Origin of the sequence: Achromobacter sp. RTa (assembly GCF_000757485.1) — a bacterium.
Classification (GTDB): domain Bacteria; phylum Pseudomonadota; class Gammaproteobacteria; order Burkholderiales; family Burkholderiaceae_B; genus Achromobacter.
The window spans coordinates 66793-92964 of the sequence record NZ_JPYO01000041.1; the positions used below are offsets into that span (position 1 = coordinate 66793).

General features: G+C 67.9%; 23 protein-coding genes. 5 read left to right on the top strand and 18 right to left on the bottom strand.

Annotated features, from left to right (window positions below; all coding sequences use genetic code 11):
• Window positions 1-27 precede the first annotated feature (27 nt).
• Both JL37_RS15905 and JL37_RS15910 read right to left on the bottom strand, forming a co-directional pair.
• A complete protein-coding gene (locus JL37_RS15905) occupies window positions 28-210 on the bottom strand; it encodes a hypothetical protein (RefSeq protein ID WP_043545265.1) in 183 nt (60 codons plus the stop codon).
• Entirely contained in the window at window positions 207-1382 is a 1176-nt protein-coding gene (locus JL37_RS15910) for a PepSY domain-containing protein (protein WP_043545267.1), read from the bottom strand. The genes JL37_RS15905 and JL37_RS15910 overlap by 4 nt, the downstream gene beginning before the upstream one ends.
• A gap of 189 nt (window positions 1383-1571) precedes the next feature.
• Between JL37_RS15910 and JL37_RS15915 the strand changes: the two genes are divergently transcribed.
• Window positions 1572-2273 (top strand): metallophosphoesterase, encoded by a 702-nt coding sequence (locus JL37_RS15915; protein ID WP_043545268.1) that lies wholly within the window; start codon window positions 1572-1574, stop codon window positions 2271-2273.
• A gap of 84 nt (window positions 2274-2357) precedes the next feature.
• Here the strand turns inward: JL37_RS15915 and JL37_RS15920 are convergent, their stop codons facing one another.
• A complete protein-coding gene (locus tag JL37_RS15920; protein WP_043545269.1) occupies window positions 2358-4952 on the bottom strand; it encodes a penicillin-binding protein 1A in 2595 nt (864 codons plus the stop codon).
• 221 nt (window positions 4953-5173) lie between these two features.
• Window positions 5174-5983 (bottom strand): helix-turn-helix domain-containing protein, encoded by an 810-nt coding sequence (locus tag JL37_RS15925; RefSeq protein WP_043545782.1) that lies wholly within the window; start codon window positions 5981-5983, stop codon window positions 5174-5176.
• A gap of 166 nt (window positions 5984-6149) precedes the next feature.
• Here JL37_RS15925 and JL37_RS15930 point away from each other — a divergent pair, with 166 nt between their 5' ends.
• Complete coding sequence (locus tag JL37_RS15930; RefSeq protein WP_043545785.1) at window positions 6150-7385, top strand: MFS transporter; 1236 nt, start codon at window positions 6150-6152, stop codon at window positions 7383-7385.
• Between the two features lie 36 nt (window positions 7386-7421).
• Here JL37_RS15930 and pgaD read toward each other — a convergent pair whose 3' ends face one another.
• From pgaD to pgaA, 4 genes are read right to left on the bottom strand one after another with little or no spacing between them, the layout of a single operon-like run.
• On the bottom strand, window positions 7422-7868 hold the full coding sequence (gene pgaD, locus JL37_RS15935) for a poly-beta-1,6-N-acetyl-D-glucosamine biosynthesis protein PgaD (protein ID WP_043545271.1): 447 nt from the start codon (window positions 7866-7868) through the stop codon (window positions 7422-7424).
• Window positions 7865-9202 carry a poly-beta-1,6-N-acetyl-D-glucosamine synthase gene (pgaC, locus tag JL37_RS15940; RefSeq protein ID WP_043545273.1) on the bottom strand — a complete coding sequence of 446 codons (1338 nt, stop codon included), beginning with the start codon at window positions 9200-9202 and terminating at the stop codon, window positions 7865-7867. Before pgaC ends, pgaD begins: the two co-directional genes overlap by 4 nt.
• Window positions 9199-11235 (bottom strand): poly-beta-1,6-N-acetyl-D-glucosamine N-deacetylase PgaB, encoded by a 2037-nt coding sequence (pgaB, locus tag JL37_RS15945; RefSeq protein WP_043545274.1) that lies wholly within the window; start codon window positions 11233-11235, stop codon window positions 9199-9201. The genes pgaC and pgaB overlap by 4 nt, the downstream gene beginning before the upstream one ends.
• A 10-nt stretch (window positions 11236-11245) precedes the next feature.
• Window positions 11246-13675 (bottom strand): poly-beta-1,6 N-acetyl-D-glucosamine export porin PgaA, encoded by a 2430-nt coding sequence (gene pgaA / locus JL37_RS15950; protein WP_231570359.1) that lies wholly within the window; start codon window positions 13673-13675, stop codon window positions 11246-11248.
• Between the two features lie 513 nt (window positions 13676-14188).
• Between pgaA and JL37_RS15955 the strand changes: the two genes are divergently transcribed.
• Window positions 14189-15406 (top strand): GGDEF domain-containing protein, encoded by a 1218-nt coding sequence (locus tag JL37_RS15955; RefSeq protein ID WP_043545276.1) that lies wholly within the window; start codon window positions 14189-14191, stop codon window positions 15404-15406.
• On the opposite strand, the gene JL37_RS15960 is transcribed toward JL37_RS15955, so the two are convergent.
• Window positions 15396-17312, bottom strand: coding sequence for a S9 family peptidase (locus JL37_RS15960; RefSeq protein ID WP_043545277.1), 1917 nt, complete (start codon window positions 17310-17312; stop codon window positions 15396-15398). The genes JL37_RS15955 and JL37_RS15960 overlap by 11 nt on opposite strands.
• 188 nt (window positions 17313-17500) lie before the next feature.
• Between JL37_RS15960 and JL37_RS15965 the strand changes: the two genes are divergently transcribed.
• Window positions 17501-17956 carry a BPTD_2524 family lipoprotein gene (locus tag JL37_RS15965; RefSeq protein WP_043545278.1) on the top strand — a complete coding sequence of 152 codons (456 nt, stop codon included), beginning with the start codon at window positions 17501-17503 and terminating at the stop codon, window positions 17954-17956.
• Window positions 17957-17992: 36 nt separating this feature from the next.
• Here the strand turns inward: JL37_RS15965 and JL37_RS15970 are convergent, their stop codons facing one another.
• Window positions 17993-18415, bottom strand: a complete 423-nt coding sequence (locus tag JL37_RS15970; RefSeq protein ID WP_043545787.1) for a PaaI family thioesterase — start codon at window positions 18413-18415, stop codon at window positions 17993-17995.
• Window positions 18416-18549: 134 nt separating this feature from the next.
• Between JL37_RS15970 and dinB the strand changes: the two genes are divergently transcribed.
• A complete protein-coding gene (gene dinB / locus JL37_RS15975; protein WP_043545789.1) occupies window positions 18550-19629 on the top strand; it encodes a DNA polymerase IV in 1080 nt (359 codons plus the stop codon).
• A 69-nt stretch (window positions 19630-19698) separates the two neighbouring features.
• On the opposite strand, the gene JL37_RS15980 is transcribed toward dinB, so the two are convergent.
• The 8 genes from JL37_RS15980 to JL37_RS16015 all read right to left on the bottom strand — a co-directional run bounded on the left by JL37_RS15980 (window position 19699) and on the right by JL37_RS16015 (window position 26158).
• A complete protein-coding gene (locus tag JL37_RS15980; protein WP_043545279.1) occupies window positions 19699-20160 on the bottom strand; it encodes a GatB/YqeY domain-containing protein in 462 nt (153 codons plus the stop codon).
• A gap of 94 nt (window positions 20161-20254) precedes the next feature.
• The gene (locus JL37_RS15985) at window positions 20255-20695 is read right to left on the bottom strand and encodes a hypothetical protein (protein WP_052097261.1); all 441 of its coding nucleotides are present in this window, start codon (window positions 20693-20695) and stop codon (window positions 20255-20257) included.
• Between the two features lie 50 nt (window positions 20696-20745).
• Entirely contained in the window at window positions 20746-21969 is a 1224-nt protein-coding gene (locus JL37_RS15990) for a beta-ketoacyl-ACP synthase (RefSeq protein ID WP_043545282.1), read from the bottom strand.
• Entirely contained in the window at window positions 21969-22700 is a 732-nt protein-coding gene (gene fabG, locus JL37_RS15995; protein WP_043545283.1) for a 3-oxoacyl-ACP reductase FabG, read from the bottom strand. Before fabG ends, JL37_RS15990 begins: the two co-directional genes overlap by 1 nt.
• Complete coding sequence (locus tag JL37_RS16000; RefSeq protein ID WP_043545285.1) at window positions 22697-23152, bottom strand: hotdog family protein; 456 nt, start codon at window positions 23150-23152, stop codon at window positions 22697-22699. Before JL37_RS16000 ends, fabG begins: the two co-directional genes overlap by 4 nt.
• A complete protein-coding gene (locus tag JL37_RS16005; protein WP_043545286.1) occupies window positions 23149-24348 on the bottom strand; it encodes a beta-ketoacyl-[acyl-carrier-protein] synthase family protein in 1200 nt (399 codons plus the stop codon). The genes JL37_RS16000 and JL37_RS16005 overlap by 4 nt, the downstream gene beginning before the upstream one ends.
• Window positions 24345-24902, bottom strand: a complete 558-nt coding sequence (locus JL37_RS16010; RefSeq protein ID WP_043545287.1) for a hypothetical protein — start codon at window positions 24900-24902, stop codon at window positions 24345-24347. Before JL37_RS16010 ends, JL37_RS16005 begins: the two co-directional genes overlap by 4 nt.
• Window positions 24903-24910: 8 nt before the next feature.
• The gene (locus JL37_RS16015) at window positions 24911-26158 is read right to left on the bottom strand and encodes an NAD(P)/FAD-dependent oxidoreductase (RefSeq protein WP_043545288.1); all 1248 of its coding nucleotides are present in this window, start codon (window positions 26156-26158) and stop codon (window positions 24911-24913) included.
• Window positions 26159-26172 lie beyond the last annotated feature (14 nt).

Genomic DNA, 26172 nt, shown 5'->3' on the forward strand with positions numbered 1-26172 from the left:
CTTAAGGACTCTCGCGCTCCACTCATCCTACTTCGAAGGGTAGGCCCAGTAGCGGACGATCACCCCGAGCAGGATGGCGAGGGCGACCCAGGACGCCCAGTGCCAGGCGCCCGTGCCGAGCAGGGCGGCCAGCAGGCCGAACACGCTGAGCACGCCCAGCACGATCGGCGCGCCCCAGACAAACATGAAACCACGGGTTGCTTTCGTCATGCGGGAGTCCTGTCGGGGATGGCTGCGGCCTGGTGCTTGCGCACGAGTTCGGCAATGCGCGCTTCGGTGGCGCGGCGCCGCGCCAGCCAGAGGTATAGCCCGCTGACCAGGACAATGATGGTGATGATGTCCAGCAGCGCCCAAATGATCTTCAGGGGCATGCCGGCGTAGTCGCCGAAGTGCAGGGGGCGCGAGAGTTCCAGCGCGGTCAGGTACCAGGGCATGCGGGCCACGGTCGTCAGGTCGCCGGTCTTGCCGTCGATCAGGACGGGCGTGTTCAGGCGCGAGGTCAGCGGCGAATCGCCGCGCATCCATGCGATGTAGTGGTGGGGGCTGCCGAAGGCGTTGCCGGGGAAGGCGATGAACGACACTTCGTTGCCCGGCATGGCCTTCCGGGCCGTGTCGGCGGCGACCTGGGCGGAGGCGAGTTCGGTGGGCACGCTTTCGCCCTTGTACGGCTCCAGGATACGCACCAATTCCGTGCCCTGCCACAGGCGGAACAGCGGCGTCGAGAGTTCGTTGATGACGCCGGTGACGCCAACCACGAAGGCCCACACCAGCGTCACGATGCCCAGCAGGTTGTGCAGGTCCAGCCACTTCAGGCGGGTGGAACGGGTGGCGCGCACCGTGCCGAATTCCAGTTTTTTCATGAAGGGGCCGTAGAGCACGACGCCCGAGACGATGGCCACGCAGAACAGCAGGCCCATGAAACCCAGGAACAGCTCGCCGGGCAGGCCGGCGAACAGGTCCACGTGCAGGGCCAGCATGATGCCCATGAAAGAAAAGCGGTCCTGGACATAGGGAGGCCCGTCCAGCAGCACGTCTCCCGTGCGGCCGTCCATGCGCACGGCGTGGCCGGACACCTGGCCGTCGCCGGGCTTTTTCGCCATGCCTACGTAGACCTGCGGCTCGTCGGGATCGAAGAACAGATAATCGACGACTTCGCCCGGGTACATGGCGAGGGCGGTGCCGACGAGCTTGTCCAGGTTGGCGGGCGGGGTCGAGGCGGGCACGTCGGAAAGCGGCTTGGCGTCGTCCAGCCAGTGTTCGATCTCGTGGTGGAACACCAGCGGCAAGCCGGTCAGACAGATGATGAGGAGGAAGATCGTGCAGACCAGGCTGGTCCATTTATGGACCAGATACCAGGTTTTGATGGTGGACGCGGCTGTCATGGGCGGGGCTGGGGCAGCGGGTTGCGCGGCCTTTAAGGCGCGAGTAGGGAAAGTCGGAACATTATCACGAATAATATCGATTCTCGTCACGGTATTTTTCCGGAACCGGGGCCGGGGCGGTTGCCGGGGACGGGTCGAAAGCAGGTTAAAAAGAAGGATCAAGCATCGACACGGTGGTAGTTCCGCATCATGGAGCAGCGTTTTCTCAAAGTCCCGCGTAACGAGCTCGGCCGCGATTTCGCGGTGGGCGACCTGCATGGGCATTTTTCCCGCCTGGAGGACGGCCTGGGCCAGCTGGGTTTCGACCCGTCCAGGGACCGCCTCTTTTCCGTGGGCGACCTGGTCGACCGCGGCCCCGAAAACGAGGCCGTGCTGGATTGGCTGGCCCGTCCGTGGTTTTACGCCGTGCAGGGCAACCACGAGGATTACGCCATCCGCCACGTGCGCACGGGGCGGGTGGACGTGGAAAACTGGCGCGACTATGGCGGCGGCTGGTTCCTGGATTTATCCCAGGAGCGGCAGGAGGCCTTTGCCGAGGCTTTTGCGCGATTGCCCATCGCCATCGAGGTCGAGACCTCGGCCGGGGCGGTGGGCCTGCTGCACGCCGACTGCCCGGTGCTGTTCTGGCCGCGCCTGGAATCCGCGCTGCAGGACCGTTACCAGCGCACCAGCGCGGCCTGCCAGTGGTCGCGCGAACGTCTCCAGCAGATGAACCGGACCGGCATCCAGGGCGTGCGAGCGGTAGTGGCGGGGCATACGCCGGTCGCGGCGCCGCTGGCGCTCGGCAACGTCTATCACATCGACACCGAGGGCTGGAGGTCGGGCTACTTCACGTTCCTGGAGCTGGAATCCCTGCAGGCCTGGCCCAGGGAAGTCGTGACGGAAGTCTAGCCATTCATGTGCCAGACACCCGTGTCGCTATGGCTTGGGCTTGCTGCGTTTTGCCGTAAGGGTGCCGGATACCCGGGACTCCGCTTATAGGGGCCGCGCCGTAACGGTTCCGGGGGCGCTGACCGTGCCGGCCTGCGCCGGGGCGTCGGCGTCGACGCGCGGCACGGGGATGGGCGGGAAGGCCGTTGCGTTGCCTGCCGGCGCGCCGCCGGCGCGGGGCACCGGAATCGGCAGCGCCTGCGGCGTCTGGACGGGAGGGTTGAGCGGCGCCGCTCCGCCGTTGGGGGGCAGCGGCTTCACCGAGGTGTCGACGCCGTCCGTCGAACGGTTGTTGTTCAGGAAATCCGTCAGTTCGTCGCCGGACGACAGGTCCAGCGAGGCGACGGCCTGGCCCGGCGGGAATTCGGAGAAGTAGTATTCGCCGTTGTCCACCAGCAGCCCGTCGGGACGCGGCGCGGGCTTGTTTTCCGGAACGCCCTTGAGCACGGGCTGCATGTAATCCAGCCAGGTGGTCAGGGCCAGGCCGCTGCCGAACTCGTTGGTGCCCAGCGAGCGGGGCTGGTCGAAGCCCATCCAGACGGTGGTGGCCAGCTTGGGCGTGAAACCCGAGAACCAGACGTCCACGGCTTCGTTCGTGGTGCCGGTCTTGCCGCCCACGTCGCTGCGCTTGAGCACCTGGTGCGCCCGGGCGGCCGTGCCGTTGACCGTGACGCCGCGCAGGATGTCGTCCATGACCCAGGCGGTGCGCGGGTCGATGGCGCGCGCCTGCTCGTCGCCGGCGACAACGGGCTGCGCCTGCATCAGCACATTGCCGGAGCGGTCGGTGACGCGATCCACCAGATAGGGGGTGACGCGGTATCCGCCGTTGGCGAACACGCTGTAGGCGTTGACGACCTGCAGGGGCGTGGCGCCGCCCGCGCCCAGCGCCAGAGGCAGCACGGCGGGCCAGCGCGACTTCTCGAAGCCGAAGCGGGTGAGGTAGTCCTGCGCGTACTGCGGCGTGATGGCCTGCAGGATGCGGATCGACACCATGTTCTTGGAGCGCACCAGGCCCTGGCGCAGCGTCAGCATGGGTTCGTATTTGTTGCCGTCGTTCTTGGGCTGCCAGGCCTTGGAGCCGGTCTGCTCGGCGGTGAGCATGAAGGGCTGGTCCGAGATCTGGGTGGCCGGCGTCAGGCCGCGTTCCAGGGCCGCCGCGTAGACGAAGGGCTTGATGTTGGAGCCGGGCTGGCGCCAGGCCTGGGTAACGCGGTTGAAGCCGCCACGGTTGTAGTCGAAGCCGCCGATCATGGCGCGGATGGCGCCGTCCTGGGGCACCACGGACACCAGCGCAGCTTGCAGCGCCGGCATGTTGATGATTTCCCAGTTCTCGCCGTTCTTGTGGATGTACACCACCGAGCCGCGGCTCAGGCGCAGGCTGTCGTTGGCCTTGGGATTCAGCGCGCGGGCGACCACGGCCAAGGCCTTCTTGTCGGAAATGGTGATGATCTCGCGGGCGCTGCGGGCCAGCGTTACCTCGGTGGGGCTGGCGGAAAGCACCACGGCGGCGAGCAGATCCTCGCTGTCCGGGGTCTTTTCCTGCACGCCGTCCAGGATCTCGTCCAGCGCGGCCGAATCCTTTTCTATGTCGGCCGGCAGGTCGATCTGGTCTTCCGGGCCGGGATAGGCCGCGCGGCGCGTGTAGTCCAGCACGCCGTCGCGCACCGCGCGGTAGGCGGCCTCCTGGTCCTTGGAATCGATGGTGGTGTACACATCGATGCCCTTGGAATAGGTGTCTTCCTGGAACACGCCATACATCAGCTGGCGGGCCAGCTCGGCGGGATACTCGCCATGTATGGCGAAGCCGCGAGCGCTGGTGCCGTCCGCGCCGCGGATGGTCAGGTGCTGCTTGAGGGCTTCATCCGTTTGTTCGGGCGTCAGGTAGCCGAGCGTCTTCATGCGGCCCAGCACATAGTGCTGGCGGATCTCGGCGCGCGGGAAGTTGGTGATGGGGTTGAAGCGCGAGGGAGCCTTGGGGATGCCGGCCAGCATGGCGGCCTCGGCTGGGGTGACCTCGGACAGGGGCTTGCCGAAATAGGTGCGCGAGGCGGCGGCGAAGCCGTAGGCGCGGTGGCCCAGGTAGATCTGGTTCATGTAGAGCTCGAGGATCTGGTCCTTGGTGAGCTCGGATTCGATCTTGAAGGTGAGCAGCAGCTCGTAGAACTTGCGCGAATAGGTCTTTTCCGATGACAGGTAGAAGTTGCGCGCCACCTGCATGGTGATCGTGCTGCCGCCCTGGCTCTTGGAGCCTTTGACGATGTTGGTCAGCACGGCGCGGGCCACGCCCATCCAGTCCACGCCGCCGTGGCTGTAGAAGCGGTCGTCCTCGGCGGCCAGCACCGCCTGGCGCATCACGGGCGGGATTTCGTCGAAACGCAGCACGTTGCGGTGCTCTTCGCCGTATTCGCCGATCAGCACCTTGTCCGCGGTATAGATGCGCAGCGGCACCCGGGGGCGGTAGTCCGTCATGGCGTGCAGGTCGGGCAGGCTGGGCCAGGCGAGGGCCAGCGCCAGCCCGAGCAGCACGGCGCCGCACACGCCGGCTCCGGCGGCGGCGATGCCCGCCTTGACGAGGAGTCGTTTCCAGGGGAAACCCGATTTGCCGCCCGGGGTGGCGGGAGATTGCTGGGGGGTGCTCATTGCAGGCGATTCTAGGACAGAACGGTATAGACCGCCCAGCGTGCGATAAGGTTTCGGTAACCAAACTTGCCCGGGGGACGGAGGGGCGCGGGGAGACGCTGAAAATCAGGGACGGGGTCTGGGCTATGTGCAACGCGCCTTCGCCGCGCCGGATCCGCCCGCGCGCGGACTGAAATGTATTGCGCGCCGTGACAAACGGCAAGGCGGCTTGCGCCGTCGGGTCAGCCTTTCGGGGCGGGCCGGAGGTAGCGCTGGGGCGGCGCGCCCAGCGCGCGGTGGAACATGGCCGAAAATGCGCTGGGGCTGCGATAGCCCAGGTCGGAGGCGATCCGGGCGATGGGTTCGCCCAGCGCCAGCCGGCATACGGCGTCCGCCAACCGCACCTGCTGCACCCACTGGCGGTAGTTCAGGCCCAGCTCGGCCTGGAACAGCCGGATCAGCGTGCGTGCGCTGGCGCCGACCTCGCTGCCCCAGTCTTCGATGCCGCGCTGCAGCCCCGGCCGGTCCAGGATGGCGGCGCAGATAGTTTGCAGGCGGCGGTCGCGCGGCCAGGGAATCTGGAAGGGCGCGACCCGGGCGGCGGACAGCTCGGCCAGGACGAGGGCGGCGATCTGTTCGGCCCGGCCCCCCAGCGGATACTCGATGGGTTCCGCGGTAAGCGCCAGGATCAGTTCGCGTAGCAGCCCGCTGACCTCGACCACCTGGCATTGCGGCCAGTAGCGCCCGGCCGCCTCGGCCTGGAGATAGAGCGAACGCATGGACACGGCGCCCACCATGTCCACGCCGTGGGGCACGCCGGCCGGCACCCACAGCGCGCGCAGCGGCGGCAGGGCCCAGAAGCCGCTGGGGGTGGTGACGCGCATGATCCCCTCGACGGCATAGATCAGCTGGGCCCGGGGGTGGGAATGGGTGCCCGTCCGGGCGCCGGCCGGAAATTCCTTGGCCATGGCCGTCACCACGCGCGGCCGGTCCTGGTAATCCTGCGCGTTGACACTGCGGGCGGGGTCGGGCAGGGTAAGGCGAGCGGGCATGGATGTCACTTCCGGCATAAGGATGAGAAGGAAGGTAAAAGGGCAATTTCCGTATCTTGTCACTTATACGACGAAAAATGGCAGATCGGGCCGGCCGCGGATTCCTACACTGTCCACAGGTCCCGGCGCGCCTGCCGGGCAGGCCATCCCCTTATTGCCCGAGACCATGAATTCCGCCCAGAATCCCGCCGCCGTAGCTGACGGCAATCCGGCCACGCCGGCCGCTTCGGACCCGTCCACCGCCTTCAAGGTGCTGGGCGCGATCAGCGTGGCGCATTTGATGAACGACATGATCCAGTCGATCCTGTTGGCCATCTACCCCATGTTGAAGGATTCATTCAGCCTGTCATTCGCGCAGATCGGGCTGATCACGCTGGTGTACCAGCTGGCGGCGTCGCTGCTGCAGCCCTTCATCGGCTTCTACACCGACCGCAATCCCAAGCCGTATTCTCTGCCGGTGGGCATGGGCTTCACGCTGGTTGGCCTGCTGATGCTGTCCATGGCGCCGTCTTTCGGCTGGCTGCTGGTGGCCGCGGTGCTGGTGGGCACGGGCTCGTCGGTATTCCATCCGGAGTCGTCGCGCGTGGCGCGGATGGCGTCGGGCGGCCGTCACGGCCTGGCGCAGTCGCTGTTCCAGGTAGGCGGCAACGTAGGCTCGGCGCTCGGGCCGTTGCTGGCCGCGCTGTTCATCATTCCGCATGGGCAGCGCAGCGTGGCGTGGTTCTCGCTGGCGGCGCTGTTCGGCATCGTGGTGCTGACGGGCATCGGGCGCTGGTACAGCGCGAACCGCGCCAGGCTCAAGCCCAAGGCGCGGCGCGAAGGGGCCGGCAACGGGTTGTCGCGCAGGCAGGTGCTGGGCGCCCTGGCCGTGCTCGGCGTGCTGGTGTTCTCCAAGTACTTCTACCTGGCGAGCCTGAACAGCTATTTCACTTTCTATCTGATCGACAAGTTCGCCTTGTCGGTGCGCGAGGCGCAGCTCTACCTGTTCCTGTTCCTGGCCGCGGTGGCGGTGGGCACGGTGGTGGGCGGCCCCGTCGGCGACCGTATCGGCCGCAAGATCGTGATCTGGGTGTCGATCCTGGGCGTGGCGCCTTTCACGCTGCTGCTGCCCCATGCCAACCTGTTCTGGACCGGCGCGCTGGTCGTGATCATCGGCATGGTGCTGGCTTCGGCTTTCTCGGCCATCGTGGTCTACGCGCAGGAACTGGTGCCGGGCAAGGTGGGCATGATCGCCGGCCTGTTCTTCGGTTTCGCTTTCGGCATGGGCGGGGTGGGCGCCGCGGCGCTGGGTAAGCTGGCGGACGCCACGAGCATCGGCTACGTGTACCAGGTGTGCGCCTATCTGCCCTTGCTGGGCGTGGTGGCGATCCTGCTGCCGAACGTGGAAAAGGCGCGCGCCTGAGCGGGAGGGCGCGCGGCGTCCTCCCGCGTTCGCGGGTCAGCCCGTGCGCAGGGCGCTCAGCAGCGGGCTGCTGGTCTCGATATCGGTGATTTCGCCTTCCGCCCCGTGGTGGATGACGGCGGAGCGGGCGGACCGGAGGTGGGACAGCTGCGCGGGCGTGACGGCGAAGCTCGCCGCCAGCCTGCGATCGCTCAGGGGCTTGATCGGCTTGCGGCGGTCCTTGCCGGCGAAGCGGCGATGGTTGTAGACCGCCCACGCCACCAGCACGGCCGCGTTCGCGGCAGCGAGCAGGGCATAGCCCGACAGCGTGCGCAGCGTGGGCACGAAGGCGGGCCAAGGCGACAGCCCGGGGCCTTCCGCCGCATCCCGCAGGATGGCCAGGATGCCCGCGCCGAACAGGTAGACGAAAGCGAACCAGCCAATGGCGGTCAGGATGAAGTCGAACACGTAGCCCGCGCGGGAACGTTGCGTAGTGATGATCATGATGCGTCCGGTGATTTGATGCCCCGGTCCGGGCTGGTCCAGCGCGCGCGTCGGCCCTGCTTGCGGAGCATGACTTTGGGAAAGCTGACCAGGGTGGTGAACAGGCTCACCATCCAGAAGGCCAGCGGATACCAGATGACCCAGTACAGGGCGCGCGGCAGGCCGGGCTCGTATCGGCGGTCGATCAGGATGCTGACGGCGAATTGCAGCAGGCACACCACCGCCAGCATCATGCCGGTGAAGGCGGGAGGCATCAGGCTTGCGATGTGCATGTTGTTGGGCAGGGTGGCCACCTGGCTGATGGCCCACAGCAGCACCGAGATGCCGAAGGCGAAGGACCACGCGGTGGAGAGGCAGAACTCCGCCACCAGCGGCCACAGCCGGCGATGGCGCCAGGTCCAGATGGAGCGCAGGTTCTTCAGGAAGACTTCGGCGCCGCCCTGCGCCCAGCGCAGCCGCTGCTTCCACAGCCCGCGCAGGGTTTCGGGCATCAGGATCCAGCACAGGCCGCGCGGCTCGTAGAAGATCGACCAGTGGTCGCGCTGCAGCTTCCAGCTGATATCGATGTCCTCGGTGATCATGTCCAGGCTCCAGTAGCCCACGCGGTCCAGCGCCGTGCGCCGGAAGGCGGCGACCACGCCGGACACCGTGAACACCTGTCCATAGACGCGCTGGGTGCGCTTGATCAGGCCGATGATCGAGGAGAATTCCCCTACCTGGATCCGGCCGATCATCGTCGAACGGGTGCGTATGCGCGGGTTGCCGGTGACGGCGCCCACGCGGGGATTGTCGATCAGCGGCGCAACCAGGTAGGCGGCCGCGTCCGGGTCCAGCCAGGCGTCGCCGTCGATGCAGACCAGGTATTCGCTGCGCGCCGCCAGCGCGCCCATGCGCAGCGCCATGGCCTTGCCCTGGTTCTGCGCCAGGTGCACCACGCGCAGCCGGTCATGCCGGCCGGCCAGGCGGTCCAGCATTTCCGCCGTGCCGTCGGTGGAGCCGTCATTGATGGCGATGACTTCGATGTGCGGATAGTTCTGACCCAGCGCGGCCAGCAGGGTGTCTTCGCCATGGTCCGCCTCGTTGAAGCAGGGAACCAGAATGGAAACGAGCGGATTGCCCGCGAGCGGCGGGGGCTCGCGGTCCTTGCCCCATTTCCAGTGGCGTTCCCAATGCCACCAGAAGTAGAGGCCGCCCGTCATCCAGATGCCGGACATGAACAGAGGGTAGAAGAACACGAAGCCCAGAAGCGCTTGGCCTGTCAGCATCAGGGTGAAGCCGAAGGGCGCGCCGAGCATCGCGCAGAGGATAAGCAGGGCGATCAGACGGTCTATCATCGGATGGGATACCAGGCGTCGGAAATGGCGGGCCGGATGCCTTGCAGCCGGGGCTGGTCTTGCGAGAAATCGTCGGGGTAGTAGCCGAAGCTGCGGGCGCCGCGCAGTTGGAGCCGCGCCATCCAGCCCGCGAGCACGGCCGTGTCGATGGGCGTGGCTTCGGGACGGCCGGGGCCGGTGCGCCAGTCGCGCGCCTGCAGTTCGAACACGGTCTTGTCCAGCGCGCCGGGGCGCCGCGCGACGGTATCGACCAGTCGGTCCAGCCAGGCGTTTTCGCGGGCCTCGGGCACGTTTTCCATGCGCGGCATCGCCATGGGCGCGGTCCAGTCGTAGGCGCCCAGGAAGTCGTCCAGGTTCTGCGCGAACCAGTTTTCGCTACCGGGGTTCAGGATGGGCTCGGCATAGATGTTGCGGGCGGTCTTGATCTGCGGACCGCGCACGGCGCGCACGCGTTCGGCCAGCTCGGCCGTGAAGTCGACCAGGGCGCGGCTTTTCAGGCGCGTCCAGCGCTGCAGCGTCTCCGGGTCCGCGCGCAGCTCGGCGATCGAGCCGGGCAGGCCGGCCTTGCGGTAGGCCGCCAGCGCGCCAGGGCTGGCGTCCTCGAAGTCGCTCAACAGCGCGTCGTCATGGAACAGCACGCCATCGAAAAGCGCGTAGCGCGCGAGGTCTTCGTACAGATCGCCGATGCGCTGCCGCGCCATCGGGTCGAAAGGCGAGAGGCGCCGGTACTGGTCCGGGTCCGGCGTGGGCGCGGCGTCGGGGTGCCCGGGGTCCCAGCGCGTGACGCGCGCGATGGACGGGTCGAGGTCGACGGCCAGCACCGGCATCCAGGCGTAGACGCTTACGTGCGCCCGGTTCTGCAGCTGCCAGGAGACGCGGTTGAACAGATCGGCGCGCATGGGCAGCCAGCGGTTGGGGAAGTACACGGACCGGACCAGGCCGTCGGCCTCCGGGTCCGCGAACGCCTGCAGGAACACCGTGTTGATCTGCATGTCCACGATGCGCTGCACCAGTTCGCCCAGGTTGCGCTCGGCCTGCGCCGGATCCGGGTCGTAGACATAGTCCAGGTCCACGTGGGCCACGCGCATCGTGGGCAGGGTCTCGATGCCGGCGACGCTGTCGGCGAAGGACCGGAGCTGCGGATCGTTGGACAGCAGCAGACGCGGCGTCGACATGAGGCGCGATACCCGGCTCGGGCCGTCCTCCAGCGTGAGCGCCATGCGGTAGCCGTGTTCGTCCGCGATCTTCAGCGTCGAGCCGCCTTCCGCGCCGTAGGGCCATACCCAGACGCGCGGGGCCTTGCCCGTGGCGCGGCGGATCTTTTCGGTGATGGCGGCGACGTCACGGCCCATGCGGGCCTGGAACTGCCGCTCGGTTTCGTATTGGCGATCGCGGCCGTCGTAGACCCGGATGGCGGCCGCCGGTTCGGTGTTGCCCTGCGGATTGGCCAGCGCGCCATAGTGGGAGGCATCCGTGTGCGCGGCGATCTCCACCAGGCCGGAGCGCGAGATCTCGCGGATCTCGTTCCAGTCCAGGAAGCGCTCGCGCGGCTGCGGGCTGCCGCCGAAGTCCACCTGCTTGTCCGCGGGAGTGTCCATCCACATGCCCACGGGCGCCAGCAGGGCAGGCCAGCGATAGGCTTTCAGGATGGGCAGGACTCGGGTGTGGAAGCTGCGGTAGCCGTCGTCGAAGCTCAGCAGCACAGCCCGGTCGGGCAAGGGCTTGCCGCCGTCGCGCGCTTCCAGTATCTGGTCCACGGACACGGCCTGGTAGCCGTTTTCGCGCAGCCAGGCCAACTGGTCGACGAGGCGGTCGGTGCGCACGCTGAGGAAGCCCTGATCGGGGTCCTCGTCTTCGACGTCGTGGTAGGCCAGCGCCAGGAACTGGCCGGAGACCCAGGGGCGGTCGACGGGCGCGACCGCCCGCTCGGACGGGGGCGTATAGACGGGAATGTCCTTGGCGCAGGCTGTCAGGACCAGGATGAGCAGCAACAGCAGGCCGGCCAACAGGATGCGGGTATGGGTTCTAAGCATGGAGGCAGTCTCAGAAGCGGTAGGCGAGGTCGAAGACGATGCGCAGTTCGCGCTCGCGGTCGCCGTCGTACGGGCGGCTGATGCCGGTGATCATGGCGCCCATGTCGAGGACGTCATTGGCGCGATAGCGCTGGCCGTAGCCCAGAGCGATCACGCCGCCAGTGCCGTAGTACTGCTGGGTGTATGCGCCGGCGCCGATCGTGCCGATCTGCTCCCAGGCGGTTTCGTAGCGGCGGTACAGGGTGTGCGTCAACCGCACGCCAGGCAGCAGCATCAGGTCGGAGCGCGGATTGAAATAGGGCACGTCGTTGCCGCCGCTGTTGCGTTGCGTGGAGATGTCGAACTCCAGGTCGGCCTTCAGGTGCGGCGCGGTGTAGACGCGCTCGCGCCCGTTCAGGCCCAGCGCCCAGCGGTTGTTGCCGTCGCTGAAATGCGAGGGCGACAGCGCCAGCGTCCATTCGCGGCGCTCGTTGGCGCGCCAGCGCACGAAGCCGGACAGGCTGTTGGACGAGACTCCGCTGGCCAGCGCGCGCAGCGGCGTTTCGCGCGACATCAGCTCGGCCGAGCCGCCCACCTGCCAGTGGTCGTCCACGTCGTAGGCGGCGCTCAGGCGCAGCCCCGGCTTGACGCCATGGCCATAGTCATGCGTGGAGGCCTCGCCTTCGACGGTGAGGTCGCGGCCGCGCCATTGCACGCCGGTGCGTACCCAGCGGTAGGTGCCGCGGCCTTCCTCGAAGTCTCCGGCGGCGTATCCGCCTCCGCCGAATACGCGCCAGTTGTAGTCCAGCGGCTTCGAGTACAGCACGGCGTCGATGCCGAAGTCGCCACTGCCGGAAACCGGGCTGTCGGACGCCAGGCCGCGATAGCCGTTGATCTGGAGTTCGGCCTTGTTGTGCACTTCCCATTGCCGCGCCAGCCGGCGCGAGACCAGGTCTTCGGGGGCGCGCGCAAGCGTGTCCTGGCTCAGGGCTTCGGCCTGGCGCCATTCCTGCAGTTCCAGCGCGCCAAAGCCCTGGCCATTCTCCACACCCAGGCTGCGGGGCGTCAGCGTTTCCGCCATTTTCAGCGTGCGTTCCGACGCGCGTGGCAGCGAGCGCGCCCGGTACGTCGCGGCGAGCTGGGCGAGCAGGGTGGAGTTGTTGGGCGCCTCGCGCACCATGTGTTCCAGGCTGCGCTGGGCGGCTTCGGTGTCATCGGCCAGCAGGCTGGCCGACGCCTCGGTCTGCAGGCGCTCCAGGTTCAAATCGTTCGGAATGCGGCTGGGCTGGCCCTTGATGTAGACCCACTCCGGATATGCGTCCCTCGTGGCCATCAGGGCCTCCGAGGCTTCCCCGAATGCTTCGGCCTCGGCCAGGGAGTAGTACAGGCCGGTTTCGTTGCTCAGGCGGTCCTCGGGATCGTCGTCGCGCGCGGCGTCGTCCGCGGCGACCTGCCGGTAGATGTCGCGGGCCTTCTCGGGCTCGCGCAGGTACAGGTAGGCGGAGGCGACGTCGTTCAGGGCATAACGCGGCACTGCGGCGCCTTCCGCGCGCAGGGCCTCGTATTCGCGCACGAGATCGGCCATGCGCACGCGGGCGTGCAGGGCGTGGAGGCGGTCGATGCGCGCGCGCAGCACGTCGCCGCGGGCGGCGTCGCCCAGTTCGCGCCAGGCGGGAATCAGTTCGTCATAGCGGGCCAGAGCGCGGTCGGCGATGGCGAAGCGTTCGGCTTCGCCGCGCGTGGGCATGGAGGACAGGCGCACCTGCTGGGCCACGGCGTCCGCTTCGAAGCGCCGCATTTCGGCGGCGTCGAACAGGCCGGGATGCTCGCGGGCCCGCTCCAGGGCTGCGCCGGACATGCGGGCGCGCTGCAGCGCGTGGATGTATTCGCGCTGGACATAGGGTGTGTCAGGGGCGATGGCCAGCGCCTGGTCGGCCTGGTGCAGGGCATCGAAAGGGCGGCGTGCGCGGGCGTGCACATAGGCGAGCGCCAGGCGGGCATCGACGTTGCGGGGTTGGCGGCGCACCCATTGTTCGCCGGCCTGGAGCGCGGCTTGCGGCTGGCCCGAGTCGGCCAGCGTCATGATTTCGCCGGCCTGGAAAGCCGTTTGCCCAGGATGGCTGCGCAGGCCCGCGCGGTAGGCGGCCAGCGCTTCGGGCCAGCGTTGCAGGTCGCGATAGGCGCGCGCCGCGGCCAACTGGACTTCGGCGGGCGGCCTGGCGCCGGCTGGCAGCGTTTCGTAGGCCGCGGCCACTTCGTCCGGCTTGCCGGCCCAGCCGGCAATGATGATCCGGTCATGGATGGCTCGCCAGCCGGCATCCGGGCCTTGCTGGCGCAGCATGATCAGCGCGGGTTCGTATTCGCCGGCGCGCGCCCGGGCGATCAGGTCGTCGTAGTCATTGGCCGGGCTGGCAAGGGCCAGGACGGGCGCCAGGGCGGCGCTGGCGGCAAGCAGGCACAAGCCCGCGGCGTCAATGCGAGGCGTTTGCCGCCTGTCGGCGGCGACCCTCGCGGGTCTTCCTTTGCATGGCATCTGTAGTACTTCCGCAGTTGCAACTAAGGGCGTTCGCGATCTCCGCCGGACGCGCGCATGGGCGCGACGGCCGGATGCACGCGGGCGCAAGGCGCCAGCGACGGGAGATGGAGGCTAGGATTTTTGATGCGCGGCGCCCGCTTCGGGGACCTTCGCACTCGCGCAATGGGAGTGCATGGCTAGTACGCGCCACGCCCGTGGGGCGTGATTGCGGCGCTCTGGCGGCACCGTCAATAGGCTGCACTTTAGGTGTTTTTGAGGAACTTAACTGTCAATTACTGCAAAGGAAGGGTGCGCGAGAGCGGCATTGGCGTATTCTTCGTTGCTTAGTAACAAAACGCGTCAGTAATGCTGGGATGTAACCGGTACCGCGATGCGGGGCCTTGGTGCAGCGGCAATTCCGAGCGGCGGCGCTCCCGTAAGCGCGAGCCGACAACACCTATGACGACTTCCTTATTCTTCCTGATGTGGGGCCTGGCCACGGCATTGGCATTGCCATTGCTGGTGCCTTTTCATGCTCGCGAGATCGGAGGCGTCAAGGCGTTCACGGCGGCCAATGCACTGGCCGTGCTGTCCCTGCTGGCGTATGCATCCTCCGCCGTGGTTCCGCCGGGCGTCTACGTGATCGTGTCGAACGCTGCGTGGGTCTGCTCGCTCAGCCTGGTCTATATCGGCGTGCGGCAATTCTTCTGCATGCCTGCCCATGTCCTGCGCACGGCCGGACTGGGCGCGCTCTGCACGCTGGCGTTTGCGCTGATGCTGTATGGCGAGGACAACCTGGGCGGGCGCATGCTGCTGTTCTCCGCGTATACCTGCGCGGGCGCTCTCGCGATCGGCCGGCTGATTTTCCGGCAGCGCGGGCGGCTTCAGACGCGCGGCGTGATGCTGTATCTGATGGTGGCCATTTTCGGATTGGCGGCGCTGCACGCGCTGCGCGTGGCGGTCTATACGGTGGGCGGACAGGCGCCCGCGTCCATGCTGGATCCTTCCCCATGGGGGCTGTTCTTCATCGTTTGCGGCGCGGTCACCGTGCCGGCGCTGTTCCTGGCGCTGCTCCTGCTGGTCCAGACCAGCCTGTCCGAGCAGATGCAGGCGGCGCTGACCTTCGACAGCCTGACCCGGGCCTATTCGCGGCGCAGCATCCTGGACGAGCTCGAGCGTGAACTGCGGCGCTGCAAGCGCATCGGCGGAAGGCTGGCCGTGCTGGTGCTGGACATCGACCACTTCAAATCCATCAACGACCGCCATGGCCACGCGGGAGGCGACACGGCGCTGCGCCACTATGCGCAGGTGATCCAGCGCGCAGTCAGGGCCAGCGACCGCTTCGGCCGGCTGGGAGGCGAGGAGTTCGTGCTGCTGATGTACGACTGCGACCCGGCACGCGCGCTGGTGCAGGCCCAGCGCGTCTGCGACGCCTTGCGCGACGCGCCGCTGCACCTGCAGGGGGCGGAAGTGCCGATGACCACCAGCGGCGGCCTGGCCCTGTATCAGGCGGGCGACACCGCGGACGGCATCCTGGCCCGCGCCGACGCCGCGCTGTACCGGGCCAAGCAGCAGGGACGCGACCGCGTGGAGATGGCCTGGACCGGGCGGGCCGCGGCCCGCCCGCAGCTGGACGGGGCGTCTGCCTTGCGGCAGGGAGAGGAATCTACGGCTTGAGGTGTTCCGTCAGGAACTTCTCCATTGCTTCGTAGAACTCGAACTTGTTCTCGTCGTTGTGGAAGCCATGGCCTTCGTTGTCCTTGACCATGTATTCGACGTCCACGCCGCGCGCCCGGAGCGCCTTGACCATCTGGTCGCTCTCGTCCTTGTTCACGCGCGGATCCTTGGCGCCCTGCGCCACGAACAGCGGCGTCTTGATCTTGTCCGCGTGCAGGGCGGGCGAGGTCGCCGCCAGGCGGTCGCGGTCGCGCTCGGGATCGCCCACCATGTCGTACATCTTGTCCAGCATGGGCTTCCAGTACGGCGGGATGGATTTCATGAACGTGAACAGGTTCGACACGCCCACGTAGTCGACCGCCGCGGCGTACAGGTCGGGCGTGAAGGCTACGCCGGCCAGCGTGGCATAGCCGCCGTAGCTGGCGCCGTAGATCCCGATGCGCTTGGGATCGGCGATGCCCTGCTGCACCAGCCATTGCACGCCGTCCGTGATGTCGTCCTGCATCTTCAGGCCCCACTGCCCGAAGCTGGCCTCCCAGAACGCGCGGCCATAGCCGGTCGAGCCGCGGAAGTTCACTTGCAGCACGCAGAAGCCGCGATTCGCCAGGAACTGTATCTCGGGGTTGTAGCCCCAGCCGTCGCGAGCCCAAGGACCGCCGTGCGGGTTCACGATGCAGGGCAGGTTGGTGGAAGCGCGGCCGGCGGGCAGCGTCAGGTAGCCGTGTATCGTCAGGCCGTCGCGCGCCTGGTAGCTGATGGGCTGGACGCGGGACATGTCGGCTTCGGGGATGGCCGGGTTGATGTCGGCCAGCTTGGTCAGCGTGTCGGCGGCGGCGTCGTAGATGTAGCGCGAGCCGGGAGTGCGGTCGTTGTAGGCGGCGACGATGAATTTGTTCTCGTCGCGGTTGGAGCCCTGGATGGCGAATTCATAGCCGGCGAGCCTGGCCGACAGCTTCTTGAACAGCGTTTCGGTTTCCGCGTCGAAGAACCGGTACTGTGGCTTGTCGGTCTGGTACGCGGCCAGCGTCAGCACGCGGCGCTTGCGGGAATAGGCCGCGGCGTCCAGGTCCACGGTATCGGGGGTGAAGATCTCTTCTTCGGCCTCGGGCTTGGCCGGATCGACGATCACCAGCGCCAGCTTGTCGCGTCCGCGGTTGGATAGCGCGTAGAGTTTCTTGTCGTCGAAGGTGAAGAATGCCGGGCTGACGCTGGTCCGGTAGTCGGTGGTGATCAGCGGGCGGAATTCCGACGCTTCGTCGTCGCGGTAGAGCAGGGTGGTGTTCAGCCCGTCGCTGGTGACGGCCGCGCGCACCTTGCCGGCATGGTCGGTCTGCCACCCGACGATGTTGCCGGGATTCTGCGCCACCAGGACCCCTGCGCCGGTGTGGACGTTGACGCGGTAGACGTCGAAGACTTCGGGATCGCGCTGGTTGTGGCTGATCAGGACGTGGTCGGGATCGTCTTCGAGGTCGTCCTCGATGCCGGCGCGCACGCCCTCGTAGGGCGTCAGGTCGGTGATCTTGCCGGTCTTGGCGTTGACGGCCAGTACGTGGAAGTTCTCGTCGCCGCCGAAGTCCTTCTGGTAGAGCACCACGTCCGCGCCTTTCCAGAAGAAATTGCTGATGTCGCGCGCGGTTTCGCTGGTCAACTGGCGGGGTTCGCCCACCGGCGTGCTGCCTTGCAGCGGCTGCACGTAGATGTTCATGCGGGCGGGGTTGCCGTCCACGCTGGTGGGCTGCATGAAGCCCAGGGTCTTGCCGTCATCGGCGAGCCGGAAGAAGCCGCGTTCCGGGTTGCGGAAGAAATCCTTCAAGGGATAGGCGCGCGGCGGCTGGGCGGCGCTGGCGCCCAAGGATGCGCCGACGATGCTGGCGGCCAGGACGGTGCGCTTCAGGAATGAGAACAAGGGGGACCTCCGAGGTTGCTGCGGCCGCGGGCAGGGCCGGCTGCGGCTGGTCCACCGATGATGCCATAGCGCCGCCGGCAGTGTCGAACCGCCGGCGGCGTGGCGAGCTATTGGGGGGCGGACCGGCCCGGCCCACGCGCAGCGGGCCGATATGCGGGATAATCGCGGGCACTGATTTGGAGATACACATGTACGGGAAACTGGTCGCGGCATCGGCGCTGGCCCTGGGCCTGGCGGGGTGCTCGATAGGCATTTCGCAGAACGGCGCGTCGCCGCACAGCGAGTTCAAGGCGCCTGTGGCTTTCAAGGACGCCTATGCCACGGCGATCCGGCAATCCAGGGATTGCCTGCGCAGCACGGACAACGCCTACCGCGTGGTGGCCGACCTGAACGAAAGCGCGCAGTCCGGCGTGGTGCGGGTGCTGGCGCCTTTTAGCGACAACGAAATGTCGCGGGTCGATTTGAAGGCCGCCGGCCCCAAGAGCACCGACGTGCGCATCGTCATGTGGGGCAAGGGCACCTGGGACCCGGCCGCGATGCGCGCCATGCAGGATGCCGTCTATTACAGCCTGGTGTCGTGCAGCAGCTATATGCCGCTGGATCCGCGTCCCCCTGTCAAGCCCTCGCGCGACCTGCCGGACTGAGCGCGGGACGCCGGCGGCGCAAGGTCGCCGGGACCGTCAATCGCTGCCCGGGCGGCGGCGGATGATCTTGAAGGTTGCTGTGGCGCGGGCGACCAGTTCGCCGTCGGCGCGCCGAACCTCGCCCTCGCAGAAGGCGATCGAGGCGCCGCGCCGCAGGCAGCGCGCCTCGATGGTCAGGTCGCCCGTGCCGGGAGACAGGAACGAGGTGTTCATGTCGATGGTGGCCATGCCTTCCTTGCCGTCGGCGCAACCGCGGGCGGCGGCGCTGAGCGTGAAATCCAGCACGCTCATCAGCGTGCCGCCGTGCACGTCGCCGCGGCTGTTGGTGAGATCCGGCCGCCACGGCAGGGTGGTGCGGGCGTAGCCTTGCTCGATATGGTCGGGCACCAGGCCGAGGAAATGCATGAAGGGGATGGTGAGGCCGAAGTAGTCGGTCTGGGCAGTTTCGGGTGCAGTCATGGAACCGTTATGGACGGAAAGTAAGGTGTCGCCGGTCATAATATATGCTTTTGCCACGGGATTTCAGGCGATGAAAGGCCATGGAAACCGTTGCCCCCGCGCGGGGCGGCGGGCAGGCGCGGCGCGGAGCGCCCGTGTCTGAGGCGCGCAAGATCGTGCATGTGGACATGGACGCGTTCTACGCGTCCGTGGAGCAGCGCGACAACCCCGAACTGCGCGGCAAGCCGGTGGTGGTGGCCTGGACGGGCCCGCGTTCGGTCGTCTGCGCGGCCTCCTACGAGGCGCGGCGCTTCGGCATTCATTCGGCCATGTCCGCCGCGCGGGCGGAGCGGCTCTGTCCGCACGCCATCTACGTGCCGCCGGACTTTCACCGCTACCGCGAGGTATCGCGGCAGGTCCGGCAGATTTTCGCGCGCCATACCGACCTGATCGAGCCCTTGTCGCTGGACGAGGCCTACCTGGACGTCACCGTCAACAAGTACGGGCTGCCCTCGGCCACAGAGGTCGCCCAGGTCATCCGTCACCAGATCCGCGAGGAAACCGGGCTGACCGCGTCGGCCGGGGTGGCGCCCAACAAATTCCTGGCCAAGATCGCGTCCGACTGGAACAAGCCGGACGGCCTGTTCGTGGTCCGGCCCAGCAAGGTGCTGGCGTTCCTGGAGCCCCTGCCCGTGCGCAAGGTGCCGGGCGTGGGCAAGGTCACGCAGGCCCGCCTGGAGCAATTGGGCATCCATACGGTGGGCGACCTGGCCACGCACAGCGCCCAGGAGCTCGAACATTACTTTGGCCGCTACGGACGGCGCCTGTACGAATTGGCGCGCGGCATCGACGAGCGCGAGGTGCAGACGGACGCGCCTTTGCAGCAGGTGTCGGCCGAGACCACGTTCGAGCAGGACGTGCGCCTGGGCGGGCTGGGCGAGGCCATCGACCGCATGGCGCAGAAGGTGTGGGACCAGTCGCAGAAGAAGGGGGCGCTGGGCCGCACGGTGGTGCTCAAGCTGAAGACCGACCGCTTCCGCATCCTGACGCGCAGCCAGACCAGCCCGAACCCGCCCGGATCGGCGGCCGAGCTTGCCGCCGTGGCCCGGCTGCTGTGCGAACGCGTGGAACTGCCGCCGGAAACGCTGTACCGGCTGGCGGGGGTGGGGATGAGCAATTTCGCCGATCCGGCGGAGCGGTCGCGCCAGCCGGACCTGTTCGGCGGCGCGTTCTGAGGCCGCGCCTGCGGCAGGCCCCTGCAGGCGCAGGAGCCTTTGGGCCCGCGCCTGGCGGGCCGCCGGGAATCAGGCCAGGCGGGCCTTCACTTGCTGCGACAGCGCCGTCATGTCGGCGCGGCCGGCCAGCGACTGCTTGAGCAGGGCCATGACCTTGCCCATGGCGGGCGCGCCCGTCACGCCTTGCGCGGCCACTTCCGCCAGTGCGGTGTCGATGGCGGCGGAGACTTCTTCCGGCGTGGCGGCCTGGGGCAGGAATTCCTGCAGCACGACCACTTCGGCCTTTTCCTGCTCGGCGGTTTCCGTGCGGCCGGCCTGTTCGAACGCGGCGATGGATTCGCGGCGCTGCTTGACCTGCTTTTCGATGATGGCGGTGATTTCCGCGTCGGTCAGGTCGCGGCGTTCGTCCACTTCCTTCTGCTTGACGGCGGCCAGGAGGAAGCGCAGCGTCGCAAGGCGCTCGGTGGCCTTGGCGCGCATTGCTTCCTTGACGGAATCGGAGAGGCGGGTTTTGAGCGTAGCTGTGCTCATGGTGAACCTTTGTGGTGGTGTAGCGGCAAATAAACAGTGTAAACCGGCAGCCTGCGATCCGCCCCGCGGTTCGCCAGGGCGGCCGGTTCCGTTCCTACTTGACCTTGGCCAGGTCGCCTCGCAGCGCGACGCCCGCAACCACGGCGCCGGCGTGGCATTCGTAGTCGGTCTTGTTGCTGTACACGTTCTTGCGGTAGTAGCTGACGATGTTGGTCACCGCGTTTGCGCCCGCCTTCTTCGCCGCCTCGTGCAGCGCGATGATGGCGGATTGGGCCACCCAGAGGCATGCCTCTTCGTCCTTTTTCGCGAACGCGTTGGTCTTGCGGTTGGTGACGACGTCCGATTGCAGCACCTGCCCCTTGGGGCCGGTGCCCGCCAGGTAGAAGCGGACGCTGCCGTCGATCTTGCCGGCGGCCTGCGCGGCTTCGATCGCCGGCTGGAGCGGCAGGTGGACGGTGCGGTCCGCCGCAAGGGCCTGGGCGGAGCAGACGAGCGACAGGGCCAGGGTTCCAAACAGCTTGCTAGACAGATTCATGGTGGGAGTTCCAAGGGTGTGAAACGGGAAAGGCGACTGAGCCGCCGGATCTAGCTCCAGCGGCGGAAGATAAGCGACGTGTTGATGCCGCCGAAGGCGAAGTTGTTGTTCATCACGTATTCATTGCTCATGCTGCGGCCTTCGCGCAGATAGTCCAGCTCGCCGCAGCGCGGATCCACGTTGCGCAGGTTCAGCGTGGGGGCGTACCAGTCGCGATTGAGCATTTCGATGCTGAACCAGGACTCCAGCACCCCGCAGGCGCCCAGGGTATGGCCGAGATAGCTCTTCTGCGAGCTGATCGGCATGTTGCCGCCGAACAGGCTGTGGGTGGCTTGCGTTTCGGCGATGTCGCCCTGTTCGGTCGCGGTGCCGTGGCCGTTTACGTAGCCAATGGCCTGCGGCGGCAGGTTGGCGTCCGCCAGCGCCATCTCCATGGCGATGCGCATGGTCTTGGCTTCCGGGCGCGTGATGTGCGTGCCGTCGGAATTGCTGCCGAAGCCCACGACTTCCGCGTGGATGCGGGCGCCGCGCGCCAGCGCATGGTCCAGCGATTCCAGCACCAGCATGCCTCCGCCTTCGCCGATCACGAGGCCGTCGCGGTCGCGGTCGTAGGGGCGGGGCGTGAGCTCGGGCGTGTCGTTCTTCTGGCTGGTCGCGTAGAGCGCGTCGAACACCAGGGCTTCGCTCGCGCACAGTTCCTCCGAGCCGCCGGCCAGCATCAGGTCCTGCCGCCCGTAGCGGATGGCCTCGTAGGCATAGCCTATGCCCTGGCTGCCCGAGGTGCAGGCGCTGGAGGTCGGGATGATGCGGCCTTTCAGCTCGAAGAAAATGCCCACGTTGGCTGCCGTGGTGTGGGGCATCATGCGGACATAGGAGTTGGCGTTCAGGTCGTCCGTGACGCCATTGAGCAGCATGTTGCCGAAGGCGCGGATTTCGGCGGTGCTGCCCACCGACGAGCCGCAGGCCACGCCCATGCGCCCGTCCGTGATGGCAGGGTCGCCCAGCAGGGCGGCGTCGGCCAGGGCGAGTTCCGCGGCCCGCACCGCCAGTTGCGATACGCGGCCCATGCTGCGCAGCTGCTTCCGGGTCCAGTGGGCGGGCGGCTGGAAGTCGTCGATGGGGCCCGCCAGGCGGGTGTTGAGTTCGGCGTAGCGCGACCAATCAGGCATGGTGCGGATGGCGCTTCGGCCGGATTGCAGCGCTTCCTGCACGGTGGTCCAGTCGGAACCGAGCGCGCTGATGCCGGCCATGCCGGTAATGACGACCCGCTTCATCAGCACAGCCCTCCGTTGACGCCTATGACCTGGCGCGTAATGTAGGCCGCGCCCGGAGACATCAGGAAGACGACGGCCGCGGCCACCTCCTCCGGACGCCCCATGCGTTGGGCGGGCACGGCCTTCAGGATTTCCTCGACTGGAACGTGCTCGTCCAGCATGTCGGTATCGATCAGCCCGGGCGCCACGCAGTTCACGGTGATCTGGCGCTTGGCCAGCTCCACGGCCAGCGCCTTGGCCGCGCCGATGAGGCCGGCCTTGGAAGCGCTGTAGTTCACCTGGCCGCGATTGCCCACCATGCCGGAGACGGACGCCATGCAGACGACGCGGCCGGGGGCGCGGCGGCGGATCATGGGCATCGCCAGCGGGCTGAGCACGTTGTAGAAGCCGTCCAGATTGGTGCGCAGGACTTGGTCCCAATCGTCGCCGCTCAAGGCGGGGAACGCGCCGTCTCGCGTCAGGCCGGCATTGAGGACGACACCGTAATAGGCGCCGTGCCGATCGATGTCGGCCTGTAGCGCTTGCGCGCATTGCTCGCGGTCGGCAACGTCGAATTGCAGGATGCGCGCCTGCCGGCCCCGCGCCTGGATTTCGGCTTGCACGGCTTCGGCCTGGGCGCGTTGCTGGCGGCAGTGCAGCACCAGATCATGGCCGGCGTCGGCCAGCGCCAGCGCGATCGCGCGGCCGATGCCGCGGCTCGAACCGGTTACGAGGATGGGGGCAGCGCTCATTCGGGTGATTCTTCCTGGATAAAGGCGGTGGGGTCCTTGGGCTGGTAGACGTTCAGCCGGGCTTCGGCCAGCAGGCGGGCGTCATCGTGCAGTTCGCATTCGAAAACGCTCATGCCGCTGTCGTCGACCAGTCCGCGGCGCACATGGATGGTAAGGCGGGCGCCGGCCGGCAGCGTGTCGGCATGGATTTCGTACCGGCGCGTGCCAAGAAGGAAACCCAGCTTCACGGGTTCGCCCGCCTGGCGCGCCTGGCAGCCGGCCCAGGCGCCCACGGCCTGCGCCATGAGTTCCATGCCGAGCCAGGGCGGGAGCGAACCGTCGGGCATCGAGTAGGGGCCGGGCCTGACGACGGCAAGCGCGCAGAGGCTCTCCGCATCATAGCTGCGGACTTCGTCGAGCAGGATCATGTCGCCCGCGTGCGGCAGCAGGCTGGCGATGGGCCAGGGGCTCATGGCTGCGCTCCAAATACCAGGCTGACGTTATTGCCGCCGAACGCAAAGGAATTGCTCATGGCCACGCGCGGCCGGCCCTGCGCATAGCGGTGGGCCGCTGTGACGAACTCCAACGCCGGCAGCTCCGGGTCGGGCTCGCCGTCCCAGACATGGGGCATGAGCCGTCCGCTGGCATTGCCGGAAGACAGCGTCGCCCACGCCAGCGCCGCTTCCAGCGCGCCGGCGGCGCCGAGCGCGTGGCCGGTGAGCGCCTTGGTCGACGCGCAGGGCACGCCCTGCGGGAACACGGCATGCATCGCGTGGCTTTCCATGGCGTCGTTATGCCGCGTGCCGGTGCCGTGCAGGTTGACCCAGCCGATCTGGCCAGGACCGACGCCGGCCGATTCCAGCGCGGCGAGCATGGCCTGGCGCGCGCCGGCGCCGGTGGGCTCCGGCGCCGACATGTGCCAGGCGTCCGAACTGGCGCCGCCGCCGAGAAACGCTACGGAGCGCGTGTCCGCCGGCTCGCGCTCCATCAGGAACAGAACGCCGGCCTCTCCGATATTGATGCCTCGCCGGTTGGCCGAAAACGGCAGGCAGAGCGTGTCGTCGATGGCTTCCAGCGTGGCGAAGCCGTTGATGGTGAGGCGGCAGAGGGTGTCCGCACCGCCGCAGACCACGGCATCGCAAAGATTCAGTTCAAGCAGGCGGCGCGCCGACAGCAGCGCGCGGGCGCTGGAGGTGCAGGCCGTGGAAAGGGTATACGCCGGGCCGCGCGCTCCCAGCCAGTCCGCGAAGAACGCCGAGGGGGAGGACAGGGCCTGGCGGCGATAGTCGTAGCTGTCGGGCCAGCAGTCTTGCGCCGCCAGGTGGCGGAAGGCGGGCGCGTTGTCGTTGATGCCGGAGGTGCTGGTGCCCAGCACCACGGCGACACGGGACGGGCCGTGGCGCGCAATGGCGCCGCGCAATTGCGGCTCGATCTGCAGCGCGGCGGCCAGCAGCAATTGATTGTTGCGGCTATGGTGGTGCGCGGGCAGGGAGTCGGCGATGGCGGGCAGGGCCCCGGCATAGCCGCCCAGGGTCAGGGCGCGGCCATGGACCCAGCCCGTGCGGGCGCGCATGCCGGAGGTGTCGCCGGCGAAGGCGGCTTGCGCCACGGCGTCCATGCCCGAGCCCAGCGCGCATACCACGCCCGGCGTGCCCAACCAGGTATTCATGGCTGTTCCTTCAATGGCGATATCCGCCAGGTGATGCCGTCCGAGTCGACGACGGTAAACGTGTCGGCCTGCGCGGCTTGCGGCCAGCGCACCGTCCAGCGCGGGCGGCCGTGTTCCAGCAGTTCGCGCTCTGCCGCGCCGCCGCCTGCGCGGCGCGTTTGCCAGTTGCCCGCGCCATAGGCGGCATCCAGCTCCGTCTCCGGCGTCCAGGCGAATATCAGGGCGGCAAAGAGGTTGCGCGCCTGGCCGTTGGGCCGCAGGAAACCGTCGTTGCGCCATTTTCCGCGTTCGAGCATCTGCCTGGCCTGCGGCACGCCCATGGGATCGAACAGCGACCAGCGCAGGGCCGCGCCTTCGCGTTGCACGACCAGCAGCGTATCCAGGGCGGGTTGGCCGGGCGCCGCCTGCACGACGTGGAGCTGCCGGGGCAGCGCAAACCCCGCGTCGCGCGCGGGCACCGGGGGCGCGCCCGCGCAGCTCGCCAGCGCGGCCAGCAGCGCCGCCGCGCCGATGGCGCGGAGGAAGGCCGAAGCGGGATGGCGGAATGCTGTCATCGCACGCCTCACGCGGGCACCGGCGGCGCTTCCGGGCCGCGGCAGAGTTCGCTCAGCATGCGCAGCCGGCGCTGCGGATTGGCGACGAAGGGATTGGTCCTGTCCCAGGCGTACCCCGCCAGGATGGAGCTGATCATGCGGCGGATTTCCGGTTGTGCGCGTTCGTAGAAAACCACGTCCTGGAATTCGCCCGTGTACCAGCCCTGCACGTAGGCGCGGAACGTTTCCACGCCGACCATGAGCGGGTCCGCGAATTCGGCCTGCCAGTCGACCTGGGCGCCGGTCAGCTGGCGATGCAGCGCGTCGGCCGCGAGCTTGGAGGAGCGCAGGGCGATCGTGACGCCTGAGGAAAACACGGGGTCCAGGAATTCCGCCGCATTGCCCAGCAGGGCATAGCCGGGGCCGTGCAAGCGCTCCACGCTGGCCGAGTAGCCGCCGATGATGTTCGCGGGCGTATCCCAGACTGCGTTCTTCAGGATGCGTTTCAGGTTCGGCGCCGCGTCCGCCATGGCGCGCAGCGTGGTCATCAGGTCTTCTCCGGGGCCGCCGAAGAGATTCTCGCCGCCCACCACTCCAAACGAGCAGCGGCCATTGGAGAACGGAATCAGCCAATACCAGATGCCGCGCTCCTCGGGGTGCACGCTGATCAGGATCTTTTCGCGGTCGAAGCCGGGGTCGTCGATGCGATCTTCGATGTGGGTGAAGATGGCCTTGCGCGGGGGCATGGAAGACGGGCGCTCGAGATCCAGCAGGCGCGCCAGCACGCGCCCGTAGCCGCTGGCGTCCAGCACGAAGCGGCTCTTGACCTGGTACGAGCGGCCATCCGCGCCGCGCACGTCGAGTAGGGGGCCGTCGCCGCTGAAATCGGCCGCGGTCACTTCCTGCAGGTAGCGCACCTCCACGCCCTGGCGCGCGGCGTCGTCGGCCAGCACCTTGTCGAAGTGCGCGCGCTGCACCTGGAACGTGGTGCCGGGGCCGGGAGTGAACTTGTCGCGGAAATCGAAGAAGGTATAGCGGTTTCCGCAGGCGAAGGCGGCGCCGTTCTTGACCTGGAAGCCCGCGGCCTGGACGGCGGGCAGCATGCCGGCCTCTTCCACGAATTCCAGGCAGTGGGCGAGCAGGCTCTCGCCGATGGAGAAGCGGGGGAACTGCTGGCGTTCCAGCATCAGCACATCATGCCCTTGCCGCTTCAGCAGGGCGGCGGCGACGGCGCCGGCGGGGCCCGCCCCGATTACCACGACTTCCCGGTGTTCCATTTCTTCTGTGTCCA

What these genes read in the sequence shown, in the direction of transcription:
- JL37_RS15905 (WP_043545265.1), bottom strand. Translation starts at nt 210, where the DNA reads ATGACGAAAGCAACCCGTGGTTTCATGTTTGTCTGGGGCGCGCCGATC.
- JL37_RS15910 (WP_043545267.1), bottom strand. Translation starts at nt 1,382, where the DNA reads ATGACAGCCGCGTCCACCATCAAAACCTGGTATCTGGTCCATAAATGG.
- JL37_RS15915 (WP_043545268.1), top strand. Translation starts at nt 1,572, where the DNA reads ATGGAGCAGCGTTTTCTCAAAGTCCCGCGTAACGAGCTCGGCCGCGAT.
- JL37_RS15920 (WP_043545269.1), bottom strand. Translation starts at nt 4,952, where the DNA reads ATGAGCACCCCCCAGCAATCTCCCGCCACCCCGGGCGGCAAATCGGGT.
- JL37_RS15925 (WP_043545782.1), bottom strand. Translation starts at nt 5,983, where the DNA reads ATGCCCGCTCGCCTTACCCTGCCCGACCCCGCCCGCAGTGTCAACGCG.
- JL37_RS15930 (WP_043545785.1), top strand. Translation starts at nt 6,150, where the DNA reads ATGAATTCCGCCCAGAATCCCGCCGCCGTAGCTGACGGCAATCCGGCC.
- pgaD (WP_043545271.1), bottom strand. Translation starts at nt 7,868, where the DNA reads ATGATCATCACTACGCAACGTTCCCGCGCGGGCTACGTGTTCGACTTC.
- pgaC (WP_043545273.1), bottom strand. Translation starts at nt 9,202, where the DNA reads ATGATAGACCGTCTGATCGCCCTGCTTATCCTCTGCGCGATGCTCGGC.
- pgaB (WP_043545274.1), bottom strand. Translation starts at nt 11,235, where the DNA reads ATGCTTAGAACCCATACCCGCATCCTGTTGGCCGGCCTGCTGTTGCTG.
- JL37_RS15955 (WP_043545276.1), top strand. Translation starts at nt 14,189, where the DNA reads ATGACGACTTCCTTATTCTTCCTGATGTGGGGCCTGGCCACGGCATTG.
- JL37_RS15965 (WP_043545278.1), top strand. Translation starts at nt 17,501, where the DNA reads ATGTACGGGAAACTGGTCGCGGCATCGGCGCTGGCCCTGGGCCTGGCG.
- JL37_RS15970 (WP_043545787.1), bottom strand. Translation starts at nt 18,415, where the DNA reads ATGACTGCACCCGAAACTGCCCAGACCGACTACTTCGGCCTCACCATC.
- JL37_RS15980 (WP_043545279.1), bottom strand. Translation starts at nt 20,160, where the DNA reads ATGAGCACAGCTACGCTCAAAACCCGCCTCTCCGATTCCGTCAAGGAA.
- JL37_RS15985 (WP_052097261.1), bottom strand. Translation starts at nt 20,695, where the DNA reads ATGAATCTGTCTAGCAAGCTGTTTGGAACCCTGGCCCTGTCGCTCGTC.
- JL37_RS15990 (WP_043545282.1), bottom strand. Translation starts at nt 21,969, where the DNA reads ATGAAGCGGGTCGTCATTACCGGCATGGCCGGCATCAGCGCGCTCGGT.
- fabG (WP_043545283.1), bottom strand. Translation starts at nt 22,700, where the DNA reads ATGAGCGCTGCCCCCATCCTCGTAACCGGTTCGAGCCGCGGCATCGGC.
- JL37_RS16000 (WP_043545285.1), bottom strand. Translation starts at nt 23,152, where the DNA reads ATGAGCCCCTGGCCCATCGCCAGCCTGCTGCCGCACGCGGGCGACATG.
- JL37_RS16005 (WP_043545286.1), bottom strand. Translation starts at nt 24,348, where the DNA reads ATGAATACCTGGTTGGGCACGCCGGGCGTGGTATGCGCGCTGGGCTCG.
- JL37_RS16010 (WP_043545287.1), bottom strand. Translation starts at nt 24,902, where the DNA reads ATGACAGCATTCCGCCATCCCGCTTCGGCCTTCCTCCGCGCCATCGGC.
- JL37_RS16015 (WP_043545288.1), bottom strand. Translation starts at nt 26,158, where the DNA reads ATGGAACACCGGGAAGTCGTGGTAATCGGGGCGGGCCCCGCCGGCGCC.